This window comes from Cellulosimicrobium sp. NPDC057862, assembly GCF_042797035.1.
GTDB lineage: Bacteria > Actinomycetota > Actinomycetes > Actinomycetales > Cellulomonadaceae > Cellulosimicrobium.
Genome location: NZ_JBHVMH010000002.1, coordinates 224,800 through 240,224 on the forward strand (window position 1 = coordinate 224,800; position 15,425 = coordinate 240,224).

Genomic DNA, 15,425 nt, shown 5'->3' on the forward strand with positions numbered 1-15,425 from the left:
GCCATGGCGCGCGAACGCGATGTCTGAGACCACCCGGGGCTCACTCCGCCGACGTGGCCCCCTGCGGCGCCGGCAGGTCGGCCGGGCGGACGGTCCGCCCGGTCGCGGCGGCCTGACGGATCGCGCTGAGGAGCCGGACGGTCTCCACCGCGTCCTCAGGCCCGACGGGAGGCGGCGCGGCGCCGTCGAGGGCCGCGAGCACCCGCTCCCACTGGGTGCGGTGACCGGCATGACCGATCGCGAGCGGGTCCGCCGCGCCGCCCGCCGAGCGGCCCGACGCGGGCGCCGGGACACCCGGAACGTCCCAGCGGAGCACCTCGTCCTGCGCGAGCTCCACCGAGCCGCGGCTCCCGTGGAGCGCGAGGGTCGCCGGGAACCCGGGGGGCGTCGCCGTCGTCGTCGTGACGACGCCGAGCGCGCCCGACGCGAGGCGCAGGGTCGCGACCGTGGTGTCCTCGGCGGCGTCGCCGTCGGCCCCCGCCCCGCGGTCCACCGGGCGCGCGAGCGTCCCCGCCTGGGCCGTGACGGACTCGACCGGCCCGCACAGCCAGCGCAGGAGGTCGACGTTGTGCACGCCCTGGTTCATGAGCGACCCGCCGCCCTCCGCCAGGGACGACCGCCACCGCGCCGCGGCGTAGTAGTCGTCGTCGCGGTACCAGGGCACGTGCGTGGCGACGAGGCGCAGCTCGCCGAGCGCGCCGTCGTCGAGCGCGCGCCGGAGCGCCTGGTGCTGGGGCTCGAAGCGGCGTTGCGAGACCATCGAGACGACCAGGCCCCGCTCGCGCGCCACGCGCTCGACGAGGAGCGCGTCCTCGACGGTCACCGCGAGCGGCTTCTCCACGACGACGTGCTTGCCCGCCTCGAGCGCCGCGAGCGCGAGGCGCGCGTGGCTCCCGCTCGGCGTGCAGACCGCCACGACGTCGACGTCCTCGTGACGGACCACGTCGTCGGGCGACACGTGCGCGGCGCGACCGCCCGGGGTCAGGTCGGCGTCGAGGTCCGCGCCCCCGCTGTACGCGACGAGCCGGGCCCGGGGGGCCAGGTCACGCAGCGCGAGCGCGTGCAGCATGCCGATGCTGCCCATCCCGACGATCCCGACACCGACCACGGGCCCGGCGCCGCCCGGAGCGGGCTGCACGGTCCCGGTCACTCGGCGACGTGGCTGGCGCCGAGCAGGTCGCGCAGCCGCTCGGCGGCACCCGTGAACCGGGGGTCGACGAGCGTCGTGCCGTAGTCGCGCTCGTCGGGCAGGCCGGGCTCGAGGGTCTCGACGATCCGCCCGGGACGCGGGCTCATGACCACGATGCGGCTCCCCAGGAACACCGCCTCCGGCACCGAGTGGGTGACGAGCACGATGGTCGTGCCGGTCTCGCGCCAGATGCGGTTCATCTCGATGTTCATCTGCTCGCGCGTGAGGGCGTCGAGCGCTCCGAACGGCTCGTCCATGAGCAGCACCCGCGGCTCGTGCAGCAGGGCCCGGCACAGCGCGACGCGCTGCTGCATGCCGCCGGACAGCTCGTGCGGCAGCGCCTTCTCGAAGCCCGTCAGCCCGGTCAGCGCGATGAGCGCGTCCGCGCGCTCCTGCGCCCGGCGCTTGTCCATGCCCCGCATCTCCGCCTGGAGCAGGATGTTCTTGCGCACCCCGCGCCACTCGAGCAGGGCCGAGCGCTGGAACGCGAACCCGATCTCGCGCTGCGGGCGCGTGACGGGCTGCCCGTACAGGCGCACCTCGCCCTCGGTGTAGGCGGTGAGGCCCGCGACGATCTTCAGCAGCGTCGACTTGCCGCAGCCGGACGGCCCGACGATCGTGACGAACTCGCCCGGCTGGACGCTCAGGGAGACGTCGTCGAGCGCCACGGTCTCCGACCGCTTCGACGTGAAGCGCATCGTGAGGTCGCGGACCTCGATGATGGGGTCGACGGCGACCGCGTCGGCGCGGGCGTCGAGCTCGGTCGCGGTCACAGGTCCGCCCCGAACGCGCCGTCCCAGAAGTCGGCCGGGGTCGTGCCGCCGTCGAAGTCCGTGTTCTCGGACAGGAAGGTCAGGGTGTCCGTCCACTGCTCCTCGGTGTTCACGCCGGGGGCGGGAGCGTCCTCGAGGTTCAGCAGGTCGATCGTCGCGGCGAGCTGGGCCCCCAGGACCGCCTCGTCGGGCGCCTGCTCCGCGCCCGCGGCCATCGCCGCGACCGCCGCGTCGGGGTCCTCGGACGCCGCGAGGAACGAGCGCGACGTCGCGCGCACCATCGCCTCGACGAGCTCCGGGTCGTCCGCGATGAGCGCCTCGTTCGCCACCAGGCCGGTGCCGAGCAGGTTCATCCCGAAGTCCGCGAAGGGCAGCGCGTCGACCTCCTCGCCGGTCTGGTTCTCGATCGTCGGCGCCTGGTCGTGGTGGAAGCCCTGGATCGCGTCCACCTTGCCCTCGATGAGCGCGGCGATCTTGCCCGCCGCGTCGACGTTGACCACCGTCACGTCCGCCGGGTCGACGCCGTTGAGCTCGAGCCAGGCCGGGAACGTCCCGTACATCGCGTCGCCCGGCGTGCCGCCGACCGTCTTGCCCACCAGGTCGGCGGGCTCGGTGATGCCCTGCTCGGCGAAGAACTCCACCGAGCTGGGCCCGGTCTGGAGGAACACGCCCACGCTGCGCACCGGCATGCCCGAGCTGATCGCGTTCGCGAGCGGCGGCGTGTCCGCCCACCCGAAGTCGGTGTTGCGCTGCGCGACCTGCTGGACGGTGTTCCCCGAGCCGTTGCCCGGCTGGATCGTGAGGTCGATCCCCTCCTCCTCGAAGATCCCCTGCTCGACGCCGTAGTAGAACGGCGCGTGCTCGCCGTAGGGCACCCAGTTGAGCGTGACGGTGACCTCGGTCAGGCCGCCCTCACCCTCCGCGGGTCCGGACGGGTCGGCCGACTGCCCGCAGGCCGCCGTCCCCGCCACCACGACGCCGGCCACGGCCAGCGAGACTGCGAAACGTGCACCACGCATGGGAAGACTCCTTGTGCTCGTGCCGCCTCGTCGTCGGGGCGGCGAACTCTGGGGTGGGTCAGGGGTGCGTCAGGAGGACGCGAGGACGAGGTTTCCGCGCCGCGACGCGTGCCACGGGATGAGGAGCCGCTCCAGCAGCTCGACGAGGAGGAACAGCACGACGCCGATGAGCGACATGAGGATGAGGTCGGCGAACAGCAGCGGCGCGTCGAGGTTGCCGCTCGCGAGGAGCAGCACGTACCCGAGGCCGCGGTCGGCGCCGACGAACTCGCCGACGACGGCGCCCACGACCGCGAGCGTCACGGCGACCTTGAGGCCGGACATGAGCTGCGGCAGCGACCCCGGGAAGCGGATCTTGCGGAAGGTCCTCCAGCGCGACGCGCCCATGGTCGCCGACATCTCCAGCAGCTCGGGGTCGATCGACCGCAGCCCCGCGACGGCCGAGACCACGACCGGGAAGAACGCGATGAGCACCGCGAGGATGATCTTGGGCGTCGCGCCGAACCCGAACCAGACCACGAGGATCGGGGCGATCGCGATCTTGGGGATCACCTGGGCGAAGAGGATGAGCGGGTACAACGACTTCTCGGCCGTCGGCGAGTAGACGAGCAGGACGGCGGTCGCGACGCCGATCACGGACGCGAGCACGAACCCGACGACCGTCTCCATCGTGGTCACCCAGGTGTGCTCGGCCAGCATGGCCCAGTCCTCGACCATCGTGTCCCACACGGCCCCCGGCGACGGGACCAGGTACGCGGGCACGAGCTCGCGCCACGCGACGAACCACCACACGGCGAACAGCGCGAGCAGCACGAGCGCGGGACGCCAGGCCGCCGAGGCGACCGCCGCCAACCGGCTGCCGAACGACGTCGTGCCGCGCGGGCGCGAGGCGGAGCGCCGGGCCGCCCCGGCGGGCGGTCGCGCCGCCTGGCGGGCCGGTCGCACTTCCTGGGCAGTCGTCATCGTGCGGTCCTCCATGGTCGTGGTCCTGGTCGTCGGCGGGACGTCCGGGCTGGGCGCGTCGGTCATCGGAACGGCACCGCCTCGGCGTCGAGGATCGTGGTGAAGGCCTCCCAGGCCTCGGTGAACAGCTCCGGTCCGGAGAACCCGCCGAGGCTGTGGGCCTCGCTCAGGTGCGGCTCGAGCGAGAAGAACCCGTCGAAGCCGTCGTCGCGCAGGGCCCGCACGGTCTCGAGGACCTCGCCGTCCCCGCGCCCGGCGGGCACGACGGCGCCCGTCGCCGCGAGCGCGTCCTTCACCTGGACGTACTCCAGGTACGGGCGCAGCAGCGCGTAGCCGTCGGTGAAGGGCCGCACGCCCACCTGGACGAAGTTGGCCGAGTCCCACGCGAGCGCCAGGTGCGGCGACCCGACGGACTCCACCACGTCCAGGCACCGCTCCGGGACGTCCCCGTAGATGTCCTTCTCGTTCTCGTGGACCAGCACGACGCCGGCCGCGCGCGCCACCTCGGCGAGCGCCGCCATCCGGCGCAGCACGACGTCGCGCCACGACGCCGGGTCCGTCCCGGGGCGCACGAAGAACGAGAACACCCGCACGTACGGGGCCTCGAGCTGCCGCGCGACGCGCGCGGCGTGCCGCATCCGGTCGAGGTGGGGCTCGAAGTCGTCGTCGACGAAGATCTTGCCGACGGGAGACCCGATGCTGGAGACGCGGAGGTCGTGCCGGCGCAGCAGGCTGGCGACCCGCGCACGCTGGTCGTCGTCGAGGTCGAGCACGTTGGTGCCCCACGCGCTGCGGAGCTCGACGAACCCCAGCCCGAGCTCGGAGGCGACGACGCACTGCGTCTCGACGTCGGGGGAGATCTCGTCGGCGAAGCCCGAGAGCGTCCACATCGCGCGCTCTCCCTTCTGCTGGGGGCTCCCGGGGCGACGACGTGTCCGACACCGTGAGCCGCCGGCCGCAGCCTCCGGCCCGGGGAGGGGCTCGTGCGGAGGGGCGGCGCGGGGCTGGTGAGGCGAGGACGCGGGGTCGTACGGGACGGTGGTCGAGGTCCTGCGCGCGGAGCTCGTTCTCCGTGCGCCTGGCATGGACAGTAGGTGCGGGCCATGGCATGGACAACGAGTTGCCATTTGTTGCACCTGACAGCGCTGGACGAGCGGCCGCGGCGCGAGGCGCACCGGGCCGCGGGTGCCGGACCGTGCGAGCGCGCGACGCGCGCGGGAGGGCGTGGTTGCCGTCGGTTGCCACCGGTCGGCGACGCTGGGCGCCGCCTGGCGACGGTGCGGCGACGGGGCGGCGACGGTGCGGCGACGGTGCGGTGCGGCGACGGATCGTCGTCGGCTGCCGGTCCGCGTCGGTGGCGGTCCAGGCGGGGCGCGTGGAAGCGCTCCGGCGCGTCAGGTGCCGGGGTCCGCCGGGGTGCCGAGGTCGAGCGCGACGAGCCGGAAGCCCGCCGACCGGACGGCCCGCAGGACCTCGCCGCGCAGCGGCTCGCTCGTCACGACGGGCAGCTCCGCCTGGGGGGCCTCGATCCGGGCGAGGTCGCCGTGGTGGTGGACGCGCAGGTCCTCCAGGCCGAGCCGGCGCAGCTCGCTCTCGGCGGCCTCGACCTGGACGGCTACCTCGCCGTCGCGGGACCGGTCGACGGCGAGGTCGACCGGCGGCGCCTGGTCCGTGCGGCTCATCGACGCCGCCCGCCGGGCACGACCGTGGCGGCACCGGAGGGTCGGGGTCCAGGCCGCCGACGTGCCGTCGTCGGGCGCAGGGACGCGTTCGCACGCGAGATCACGGAGCCATTGGAGGACGACCGTCGGGGCTCGTCAAGGAGTTGCCGTCGGTTGCCGTGGTGTTGCCACGGCGGGCGCCGCAGGCAGGTCGAGGCACGGGTGGGGGCGCGGTGCAGGCACGGGGCGCGTACCGGCGCATCCGGGCCGCCGCCGCGACACGAGGGCGACAACCGGTTGTTGTCCGGCGCTGTCAGGGCCGTTACAGTCCGACCGCATGACCTCAGCCGGCAATGGTGCCAGCCCGACGATCTACGACGTCGCCCAGGCGGCCGGCGTCGCCCCCTCGACCGTGTCACGGACCTTCTCGCGTCCCGGCCGCGTCAACGCGCAGACCGCGGAGCGCATCCGCCAGGTCGCCAACGAGCTCGGGTACCGGACGAACCCGCTGGCCCGCGGCCTGCCGACGGGCCGGACCTCGCTGCTCGCGATCGTCGTGGCCGACGTGACCAACCCCTTCTTCTTCGAGATCATCCGCGGCGCGGAGAAGACGGCCCGCGACGCCGGGTACACGCTGCTCATGGTGGACGCCCACGAGTCCGACGAGGCCGAGCGCCGCGCGCTCGACCGGACGCTCCCCCTCGTGGAGGGACTGATCCTCGCGACGTCACGGCTCTCGGACTCCTCGATCCGGGTCGCCGCCAAGCAGCGGCCCACGGTCGTCATGAACCGGCACATGACCGACGTCCCGAGCGTCCTGACGGACAACGCCCAGGGCATGCGCAGCGCCGTCGAGCACCTGGCCGGGCTCGGGCACACGAGCCTCGCCTACGTCGCGGGGCCCGAGGCGTCGTGGGCCGACGGGATGCGCTGGCGCGCGTTCCGCGAGGCGACGCGCGAGGCCGAGGTCCAGGCGCGGCGGATCGGACCGTTCGCGCCGACGCTCGCCGGCGGGCTCTCCGCGGCCAAGTCCCTCGTCAAGCACCCCGCCACGGCGGCCGTCGCGTACAACGACCTCATCGCGATCGGTGCGATGCGCGGCCTGCGGCGGCTCGGGGTCGAGGTGCCGCGCGACCTGAGCATCGTCGGGTTCGACAACATCTTCGGCTCGGACTTCTGCACCCCGCCCCTGACGACCGTCGCGGCGCCGCTGCGCCACTTCGGGTCGTTCGCGGTCCAGCGGCTCCTGGCCCAGCTGCGCACGTCGCCCGCGCCGACCGCCGGTCCGACGCTGCTCCCGGCGAAGCTCGTCGAGCGCGGCTCGACCGGCCGCCCGGCCTGACCCAGCCCCCGGACGCGGCCACCGTCGGGCCAGGGGCAACAAGTGGCAACTCGTTGCCCGGACCGCGCGCGCCCCCGGATAGTGACGGCACAGCGCACCGATGCGCGCCCTGTGCGCAGTCCGACGCACGGTCCTCGACGGAGAGGCAGGCTGATGGAACACCCCTCGACCGACGCACCACCCGCGCACGTCACGCCCCGGCACCGACGCAGGAGACGGCGTGCCGTCGTCGCCGCGCTCGCCGCCCTGGCCGTGCCGTCCGGCGTCCTCACGGCCCAGGCCGCCGTCCCGACCGCGGCACCGGCCGTCGCACCCGCCGCGGCGCAGGCGGACATCCGCCCGCAGGAGCCCGGCGTGACGCTGCGCGTCTTCGACGTCCAGGTCATCCTCGACGACTACTGCACGCTCAAGCCCGGCCAGACGCCCAACGTCGACAAGATCATGCCGACCATCGACTGGACCACGGCGGCCGACTTCGGCCTCACGGACAAGTTCGTCACCGAGGTGACGGGGTACCTGAACGTCCCCGAGGCCGGCACGTACGACTTCCGGATCACGAACGACGACGGCGCGCGCCTGCTGCTCGACGACGAGCTCGTCGTCGACCACCCGGGCCGCCACGGCGCGACGTCGAAGGAGGGGTCGATCCAGCTCGACGCGGGCTACCGCGCGCTGCGCATCGACCACTTCGACGGCGAGTTCGACCAGCGGCTGAAGCTCGAGTGGCGGCCGCCGGGCGCGTCGGGCTACGTGGTCGTCCCGAACTCCGTGCTGAGCACCGACGCCGACGTCACGCGCGTCACCTCGCCCGGCCGCAAGGAGTGCGAGGGCGTCACCGAGGCCCCGGGCGATGGTCTGCCGCTCACCGAGGTGCACCCCGACTACACGCTCACCGACCTGCGCCCCGAGGGCTTCCAGCCCCAGGTCACGGGCATGGACTGGCTGCCCGACGGCCGTCTGGCCATCTCCACGTGGGGCGGTGACCGGCTCACGCAGCGCGGCGAGGTCTACCTGATCGACCACGTCCAGGGAGACACCGGCGCCGACGACGTGACCTACACGAAGGTCGCGGAGGGCCTGACGGAGCCGATGGGCCTCAAGTACGTCGACGGCACGATCTACGTGTCCGAGAAGGACGGCCTCACCGCGCTCGTCGACACCGACGGCGACGAGGTCGCCGACGACTACGACACGATCGCGACCTGGCCGTTCGGCGGCAACTACCACGAGTTCGCGTTCGGCCTGCTCTACGAGGACGGCTACTTCTACGTCACCACCGGCATCGCCATGGTGCCGGGCGGCAACTCGCTCGACCCGCAGCTCGCCGAGAACCGCGGCTCGGTCATGAAGATCAGCAAGGAGACCGGCGAGGTCGAGTACGTCGCGGGCGGCCTGCGCACCCCCAACGGGCTCGGCTGGGGCGCCGACGGCGACATGTACGTCACCGACAACCAGGGCGTCCGCATCCCGACGTCGAAGCTGGTGCGCGTCGAGGAGGGCGCGTTCTACAACCACTTCACCAACCCCGACGGCCCCTACGACGACCAGCCCGTCACCGAGCCGGTCCTGTGGATGCCGCACAGCGAGATCTCGAACTCGCCGAGCAACCCGGTCGTGCTCACCGAGGGCGTGTTCGCCGGGCAGCTCGCGATCGGTGACGTGACGTACGGCGGGCTCCAGCGCGCCTACCTCGAGGACGTCGCGGGCCAGGAGCAGGGCGCCGTCTTCCGCATGACGCAGGGCCTCGAGTCCGGCGTGAGCCGGACGAGCGTCGGCCCGGACGGCGCGATCTACGTCGGTGGCATCGGCTGGTCCGGCAACTGGGGCCAGGCGGGCAAGCTCTCCTACGGCCTGCAGAAGCTCACGTACGACGACAACAACGCGTTCGACATGCTCGCGATGCGCGCCGTCGAGGGCGGCTTCGAGATCGAGTACACGCAGCCGCTCTCCGAGGAGACGGCGCAGGACCTCGCGTCGAAGTACACCGCCGCGCAGTGGCGCTACGTCGCGACCCCGCAGTACGGCGGACCGAAGGTCGACGAGGAGGACCTCGACGTCACGGCAGCGACCGTGTCCGAGGACCGCAAGACCGTCACGCTCCAGATCGACGGGCTCAAGCCGGGGCGCGTCGTGAACGTCCACTCCCCGCGCCCGTTCGCGTCCGAGAGCGGCCAGGAGCTGTGGAGCACCGAGGCCTGGTACACCCTCACGCGCCTGCCCGACGGCTCCGTCGCGCCGCCGGTCTACGAGGCCGAGGCCGCGGACATCAGCGGCGGCGCCGGGTGGAACAGCAACCACGCCGGCTACTCGGGCTCCGGGTTCGTCGACCGCAACTGGGAGCCGGGCGCGCAGACGACCTTCGCCGTCCGCACGGAGGAGGCCGGCCTGCACGACCTCGCGATCCGCTACGCCAACGGCCAGAACAGCGACCCCGCGCCGCTGCCGAGGAACCTGAGCCTCTACGTCAACGGCGAGAAGCTCAAGCAGGTCTGGTTCGACAGCACCGTGGCGTGGTCGACGTGGGCCACCCAGGTCGAGACCGTGCCGCTGCGCGAGGGCGCCAACACCATCACCATCCGGCACGACGACGACGACATCGGTCACGTCAACCTCGACAGCCTCACCGTCACGCCGACCGAGCGCATCGCGCTCTTCGACGGCGACGACCTCGACCGGTGGGCAGCCGTCAACGGCGGCGGTCCCGCGACGTGGCCGATCGCCGACGGGTCCGTCGAGTCCCTCGGCGGCGACATCCGCACCCGGGAGAAGTTCGACGACTTCCGGATGCACGTCGAGTGGTACCAGCCGGAGCACGACCCCTCCCAGACCGGCCAGGCCCGCGGCAACAGCGGCGTCTACATCCAGGAGCGGTACGAGGTGCAGGTGCTCGAGTCCTTCGGCATCGACCCGCCGAAGAACAACGACGCCGGGGCGATCTACCTGCAGAAGGCCCCGGACGTGAACGCGGCGACCCCGATGGGGACGTGGCAGACGTACGACCTCGAGTTCCGGGCGGCGCGCTTCGGACCCGACGGCAAGAAGACGGAGGACGCCCGCATCACCCTCGTGTGGAACGGGCAGGTCGTGCACGACGACGTCGCGGTCACCGGCAAGACCGGCAACGGCAAGAACGAGGGCCCGACGTCGGGGTACATCAAGCTCCAGGACCACGGCGACCCGGGGCTCAACCCGCGGTTCCGCAACATCTGGATCGAGCGCCTCCCCAGCGTGGAGGAGCCCGGCCAGGAGGAGGTCGCGGTCACCGCGACCGCCGAGGTCCGGTGCCTCGCGGGCACGCCGTACGTCGCCGTGCGCGCCGTCAACGACGACACCGTCCCCCTGGACGTCGTCCTCGACACGCCGTTCGGGTCCAAGACGTTCACCGACGTCGCCCCCGGCAAGAACGCCTACCAGTCGTTCGCCGTCCGGGGCGTCGAGGACCCGACGGCCGGATCCGTGACCGTCACCGCCCGTCCGTCCGACACCTCTGACGAGCGGCAGACCGTCGCGACACCGGAGCACGCCCAGCCGTCCTGCGGCTGACGCTTCGGTCCGCACCCGGGGTCGTCCCGCGCGCCACCCGGCGCGCGAGGCGGCCCCGGGTGCGTCGTCGACCATGGAGAACCCAGGTGGCGCGCGAGATAGAGGTTCCCGTCGCGAGGTAGAGCCCGGCGAGCCCTACGCCGAGACCGGAGGCTCTATCTCGCGGGAAGGTCGCGGGTGGGGGCGAGGGTCGTGGAGTCGCGGACCATGAGCTCGACGGGGAGGACGTCGTCGGGCGCAGCCGCGGGGTCGGGCGACTCGTCGGCGCCGGCGGCGACGGCGCGACGCGTGCCGAGCGTGGCGACCAGGCGGTCGACGGCGCGGGCGCCGAGGCGCGCGAGGTCGGTGCGGACCGTGGTGAGCGGCGGCGAGGCGAGGGTCGCGACGAACGTGTCGTCGAACCCGACGACGCTGAGGTCGCGCGGGACGTCGACGCCGCGCTCGCGCAGGCGGGCCACGAGGCCGAGGGCGACGAGGTCGTTGTAGGCGAGCACCGCCGTCGCGCCGGAGGCGACGACGAGGTCGGCGGCCGCGCGGCCGCCCTCGACACGCGGGCGGAACGACCCCACGGTCACGGTCTCGACGTCCGGGTAGCGCTCGCGGGCGGCCTCGAGTCCCGCGCGGCGCCGGGCGTCGGACCACGAGCGGTCGGGCCCGCCGACGTACGCGACGCGGCGGTGACCCAGCGCGCGCAGGTGCTCGACGGCGAGGACGACGCCGTGCGCGTCGTCGGAGGAGACCGACGGGACGCCCTCGTGCCGGAGGTTGACGAGGACGACGGGAGCGTCGCGCGCGGCCTCGAGGTCCGCCTCGGCGGCGCGCGGGGAGCACAGCACGAGCCCGTCCGTCTGGGACCGCAGCCCGGTCACGAGCTCGGTCTCGAGCGCGGGGTCCTCCCCCGCGTCGACGACGAACACGGCGTGCCCGGTCTGGCGCGCGCGAGCCTGCACGCCCTTGGTCACGGACGCGAAGTAGGGGTTCTCCAGGTCCGGCACCACGAGCCCGAGGGCTCCGGTGCGCCCGGCGCGCAGACCGCTCGCGGCGCGGTTGGGCCGGTAGCCGAGGCGGTTGGCGACGGCGACGACGCGGTCGCGCGTCTCGGGGGCGACCCGCTCGGGCTCGGCGAGGGCGCGCGAGACCGTGGAGATCGACACCCCGCTCTCGCGGGCGACGTCACGGACGGTGACCACGGCTGCCTCCTCGGCGCTCGGGACCCCGCGGGGAGAACCGGGGCTGCGAACGATTGTAGCGCTCGGCGACAGAACGCCATCGGATCACCGATGACGTAGGATGCAAACGTTCGCAACGACGCCTCTGGAGGAACCCGTGACGAGCACGGCCCACCTGGACCCGACCACCGCGACGGCGCCGTGGTCCCTGCACCCCGACCGCGCCCTGCCCGCCGACCCGGTGCTGCGCCCGCTCGCGCGCGAGCTGTACGCCGCGACGCGAGATCTCCCGATCGTCTCGATGCACGGCCACGTCGACGTCGCACTCTTCGCCGACGACGCCCCGTTCGGCGACCCCGCCGCGCTGTTCGTCACGCCCGACCACTACCTCGTGCGCATGCTCGTCGCGCAGAGCACGTCGCCGCACGGGTCGCCGGGCGTGCGCGGCGTGCAGGACCTCGGGGTCGAGCCGCTGCCCGGCGCTCCCTCCGGCACCGCCCCGGCGGAGACCGACCCGCGCGAGATCTGGCGCCGGTTCTGCGCGGGCTGGCACCTGTTCCGTGGCACCCCGACGCGCTACTGGACCGAGCACGCGCTCGTCGAGGTCTTCGGCGCCCCGGTGAAGCCGTCGGCCGAGACCGCGGACGCGCTGTACGACCACCTGGTCGACCGTCTCGCACGACCGGAGTACCGTCCGCGCGCGCTGTTCGAGCGGTTCGGCCTCGAGCTCCTCGCGACGACCGACCCCGCGCAGTCCCCGCTCGCCGACCACGCCCGCCTCGCCTCCGACGGCTGGGGCGAGCGCGTCGTGCCCACGTTCCGCCCCGACCCGCTCCTGCACGTCGACCGCGCCGACTGGTCCGTCCAGGTGGCCGAGCTCGGCGCGGCCGCGGGGACGGACGTCGTCGACTACCGGTCCTACCTCGACGCGCTCCGCGCCCGCCGTGCCGCGTTCGTCGCGGCGGGAGCCCGCGCGACCGACCACGGCCACCTGACGGCCGACACCACCCCGCTCGACGACGCCGACGCCGCCCGCATCCTCGACCGGGCGCTGCGCGGCGAGGTTACGGCAGCCGAGGCGCGGGCGTTCTCCGCGCACATGCTCTTCCAGATGGCCGCGATGTCGGCCGAGGACGGGCTCGTCCTGCAGCTCCACCCCGGCGTCCTGCGCGACCACTGCGCCGGCGTCGCGCAGGCCTACGGGCCCGACAAGGGCTACGACATCCCCGAGCGCACCGAGTACGTGCGCGCGCTGCGCCCCGTCCTCGAGGCGTTCGGCCACCACCCGGGCTTCCGCATGATCGCGTTCACCGTCGACGAGGACACGTTCTCGCGCGAGCTCGCGCCGCTCGCGGGCGTCTACCCGGCGCTGCGGCTCGGCGCCCCGTGGTGGTTCCTCGACACCCCCGACGGCATGCGCCGCTTCCGCGAGGCCGCGACCGACTCCGCGGGCTTCTACAACACGAGCGGGTTCGTCGACGACACCCGTGCGTTCTGCTCCATCCCGGCCCGCCACGACCTCGCGCGCCGCATCGACGCCGGCCACCTCGCCCGCCTCGTCGCCGAGCACCGCCTCGACCAGGACGAGGCCTTGGAGACCGCCGTCGACCTCGCCTACCACCTCCCGAGGGCGTCCTACCCCCCGCTGAGTGCATGAAATAGTCGCCGCGGAGGCCCGATCTCGCGACTATTTCACGCACTCACGTTCGCACTGTTCCCCAGGAGAGACCCCTTGACCACCCCGGATCAGCCGTCCGTGCATCCCGCCTGGCTGCCCGACGCCGCGACCGCTTTCCTGCGCGGCCGGACCGTCCGCGTCGTCGGCGACGGACCGCTCGCCGACACCGTCCGCGGCGAGGCCCGGCGCGCGGGCGCGACCCTCGTCGACGGCGACGCCGACCTCGTCCTGCGCGACACCGGCGCCGTCCCCGGCGGCGAGGGGTTCGTCGTCGCGCACGGCGACGGCCGCCTGGACGTCGCGGCGGACGACGACGCCGCGCTCCTCCACGCCTGGTTCCACGTCGTGCGCGTCGGGACGACGGACCCCGCCGGCCACCCGGAAGCTCGCCACGAGCCCGCGCACGCGCTGCGCATGCTCGACCACTGGGACAACGTCGACGTCCACCCGGTCATGGGCCAGGTGGAGCGCGGGTACTCGGGCGGCTCGATCTTCTATGCGGACGGGCGCGTGCGCGAGGACCTGTCGCGCGTCGAGCAGTACGCGCGCCTCCTCGCGGCGACGGGCGTGAACCGCGTCGCGATCAACAACGTCAACGTGCACGCGCGCGAGGCGCGGCTGCTCTCGGACGACCTGCCCGACGTCGCGCGCGTCGCCGCCGCGTTCCGGCCGTGGGGCATCCGCACGCACCTGTCGGTGAGCTTCGCGGCGCCGATCACCCTCGGCGGGCTCGCGACGTCGGACCCGCTCGACCCGGACGTGCAGGCCTGGTGGGCGACCGCCGTCGCCCACGTGTACGACGCGATCCCGGACTTCGGCGGGTTCGTCGTCAAGGCGGACTCCGAGGGCCAGCCGGGGCCGTTCGCGTACGGGCGGGACCACGCCGACGGCGCGAACCTCCTTGCGCGAGCGCTCGCCCCGTTCGGCGGGACGGTGCACTGGCGCGCGTTCGTGTACGACCACACGCAGGACTGGCGCGACCGCTCGACCGACCGGGCGCGCGCCGCGTACGACCACTTCGCGCCCCTCGACGGGCGGTTCGACGAGAACGTGATCGTGCAGGTCAAGCACGGGCCCATGGACTTCCAGACGCGCGAACCCGTCTCCCCGGTGCTCGCCGCGATGCCGCGCACGCGCCTCGCCGTCGAGCTCCAGGTGACGCAGGAGTACACGGGCCAGCAGCGCCACGCGTGCTACCTGGGCCCGTGGTGGAGCGAGATCCTGCGGTTCCGCCCGTGGGGCCCGGTCGAGGGCGACGACCGCTCCCCCACCGTGTCCGACGTCGTCGCGGGCGCCGGGCCAGAGGCCTCGCCGCAGGTCGCGGCCGAGCGGGGCGGCGGGATCGCCGCGGTGTCCAACGTCGGCGACGACGCGTTCTGGACGGGCCACCCGCTCGCCCAGGCGAACCTCTACGCGTTCGGCCGCCTCGCGTGGGACCCGACGCTCGACCCGACCGACGTGCTCGACGAATGGGTGTCGCTGACGTTCGCGTCCCCCTCGGTCGCGGGCGACCGCGCCACCGACCCGGACGTCCGGACGGCGCTCCACGCCGTCCTCGACGACTCGTGGCGCACCTACGAGGCGTACACCGCGCCGCTCGGCGTGGGCTTCATGGTGAACCCGGGGCACCACTACGGGCCGTCGGTCGACGGCTACGAGTACTCGCCGTGGGGCACGTACCACTTCGCCGACCGCGACGGCATCGGCGTCGACCGCACGCGCGCGACCGGGACCGGCTACACCGGCCAGTACCCCGCGCCATGGCGCGACGTCTACGAGTCGCTCGACACGTGCCCGGACGAGCTGCTCCTCTTCTTCCACCACGTGCCGTACGGGCACGTGCTGCACGACGGGACGACCGTCGTCCAGCACGTGTACGACACCCACTTCGCCGGCGTCGAGCGCGTCGAGGAGTACGTCCGCACGTGGGAGGGGTTGCGCGGCACGGTCGACGACGCGGTGTTCTTGCGCGTCACCGAGCGGCTCGCGGAGCAGCTCCGCTCGGCACGCGAGTGGCGCGACCAGGTGTGCACCTACTTCCTGCGCGCGTCCGGGGTCCCCGACGCGCGCGGCCGGACGATCTACTGA

At 73.6% G+C, this 15,425-nt stretch carries 11 protein-coding genes; 4 read left to right on the plus strand and 7 right to left on the minus strand.

The window, feature by feature from the left end:
* Positions 1-40 precede the first annotated feature (40 nt).
* From ACFVN3_RS03680 to ACFVN3_RS03705, 6 genes are all read right to left on the minus strand, one after another.
* The gene (locus ACFVN3_RS03680; protein WP_378230689.1) at positions 41-1,150 is read right to left on the minus strand and encodes a Gfo/Idh/MocA family protein; all 1,110 of its coding nucleotides are present in this window, start codon (positions 1,148-1,150) and stop codon (positions 41-43) included.
* Positions 1,147-1,962 carry an ABC transporter ATP-binding protein gene (locus tag ACFVN3_RS03685; RefSeq protein WP_378230691.1) on the minus strand — a complete coding sequence of 272 codons (816 nt, stop codon included), beginning with the start codon at positions 1,960-1,962 and terminating at the stop codon, positions 1,147-1,149. Before ACFVN3_RS03685 ends, ACFVN3_RS03680 begins: the two co-directional genes overlap by 4 nt.
* Positions 1,959-2,981 carry an ABC transporter substrate-binding protein gene (locus ACFVN3_RS03690; RefSeq protein ID WP_378230693.1) on the minus strand — a complete coding sequence of 341 codons (1,023 nt, stop codon included), beginning with the start codon at positions 2,979-2,981 and terminating at the stop codon, positions 1,959-1,961. The genes ACFVN3_RS03685 and ACFVN3_RS03690 overlap by 4 nt, the downstream gene beginning before the upstream one ends.
* Positions 2,982-3,050: 69 nt before the next feature.
* Positions 3,051-4,010: an ABC transporter permease gene (locus ACFVN3_RS03695; protein ID WP_378230694.1), complete on the minus strand. Its 960-nt coding sequence runs from the start codon at positions 4,008-4,010 to the stop codon at positions 3,051-3,053.
* Positions 4,007-4,834, minus strand: coding sequence for a sugar phosphate isomerase/epimerase family protein (locus ACFVN3_RS03700; RefSeq protein ID WP_378230697.1), 828 nt, complete (start codon positions 4,832-4,834; stop codon positions 4,007-4,009). The genes ACFVN3_RS03695 and ACFVN3_RS03700 overlap by 4 nt, the downstream gene beginning before the upstream one ends.
* A 504-nt stretch (positions 4,835-5,338) precedes the next feature.
* On the minus strand, positions 5,339-5,626 hold the full coding sequence (locus ACFVN3_RS03705; RefSeq protein ID WP_378230699.1) for a hypothetical protein: 288 nt from the start codon (positions 5,624-5,626) through the stop codon (positions 5,339-5,341).
* Positions 5,627-5,942: 316 nt separating this feature from the next.
* Between ACFVN3_RS03705 and ACFVN3_RS03710 the strand changes: the two genes are divergently transcribed.
* On the plus strand, positions 5,943-6,947 hold the full coding sequence (locus ACFVN3_RS03710) for a LacI family DNA-binding transcriptional regulator (protein WP_378230702.1): 1,005 nt from the start codon (positions 5,943-5,945) through the stop codon (positions 6,945-6,947).
* A gap of 153 nt (positions 6,948-7,100) precedes the next feature.
* Positions 7,101-10,490 carry a family 16 glycoside hydrolase gene (locus tag ACFVN3_RS03715; RefSeq protein WP_378230705.1) on the plus strand — a complete coding sequence of 1,130 codons (3,390 nt, stop codon included), beginning with the start codon at positions 7,101-7,103 and terminating at the stop codon, positions 10,488-10,490.
* Positions 10,491-10,645: 155 nt separating this feature from the next.
* On the opposite strand, the gene ACFVN3_RS03720 is transcribed toward ACFVN3_RS03715, so the two are convergent.
* Positions 10,646-11,680: a LacI family DNA-binding transcriptional regulator gene (locus ACFVN3_RS03720; protein ID WP_378230707.1), complete on the minus strand. Its 1,035-nt coding sequence runs from the start codon at positions 11,678-11,680 to the stop codon at positions 10,646-10,648.
* Between the two features lie 136 nt (positions 11,681-11,816).
* Here ACFVN3_RS03720 and uxaC point away from each other — a divergent pair, with 136 nt between their 5' ends.
* Both uxaC and ACFVN3_RS03730 read left to right on the plus strand, forming a co-directional pair.
* A complete protein-coding gene (uxaC, locus tag ACFVN3_RS03725; RefSeq protein ID WP_378230710.1) occupies positions 11,817-13,316 on the plus strand; it encodes a glucuronate isomerase in 1,500 nt (499 codons plus the stop codon).
* A gap of 75 nt (positions 13,317-13,391) precedes the next feature.
* Complete coding sequence (locus ACFVN3_RS03730) at positions 13,392-15,425, plus strand: alpha-glucuronidase (RefSeq protein ID WP_378230713.1); 2,034 nt, start codon at positions 13,392-13,394, stop codon at positions 15,423-15,425.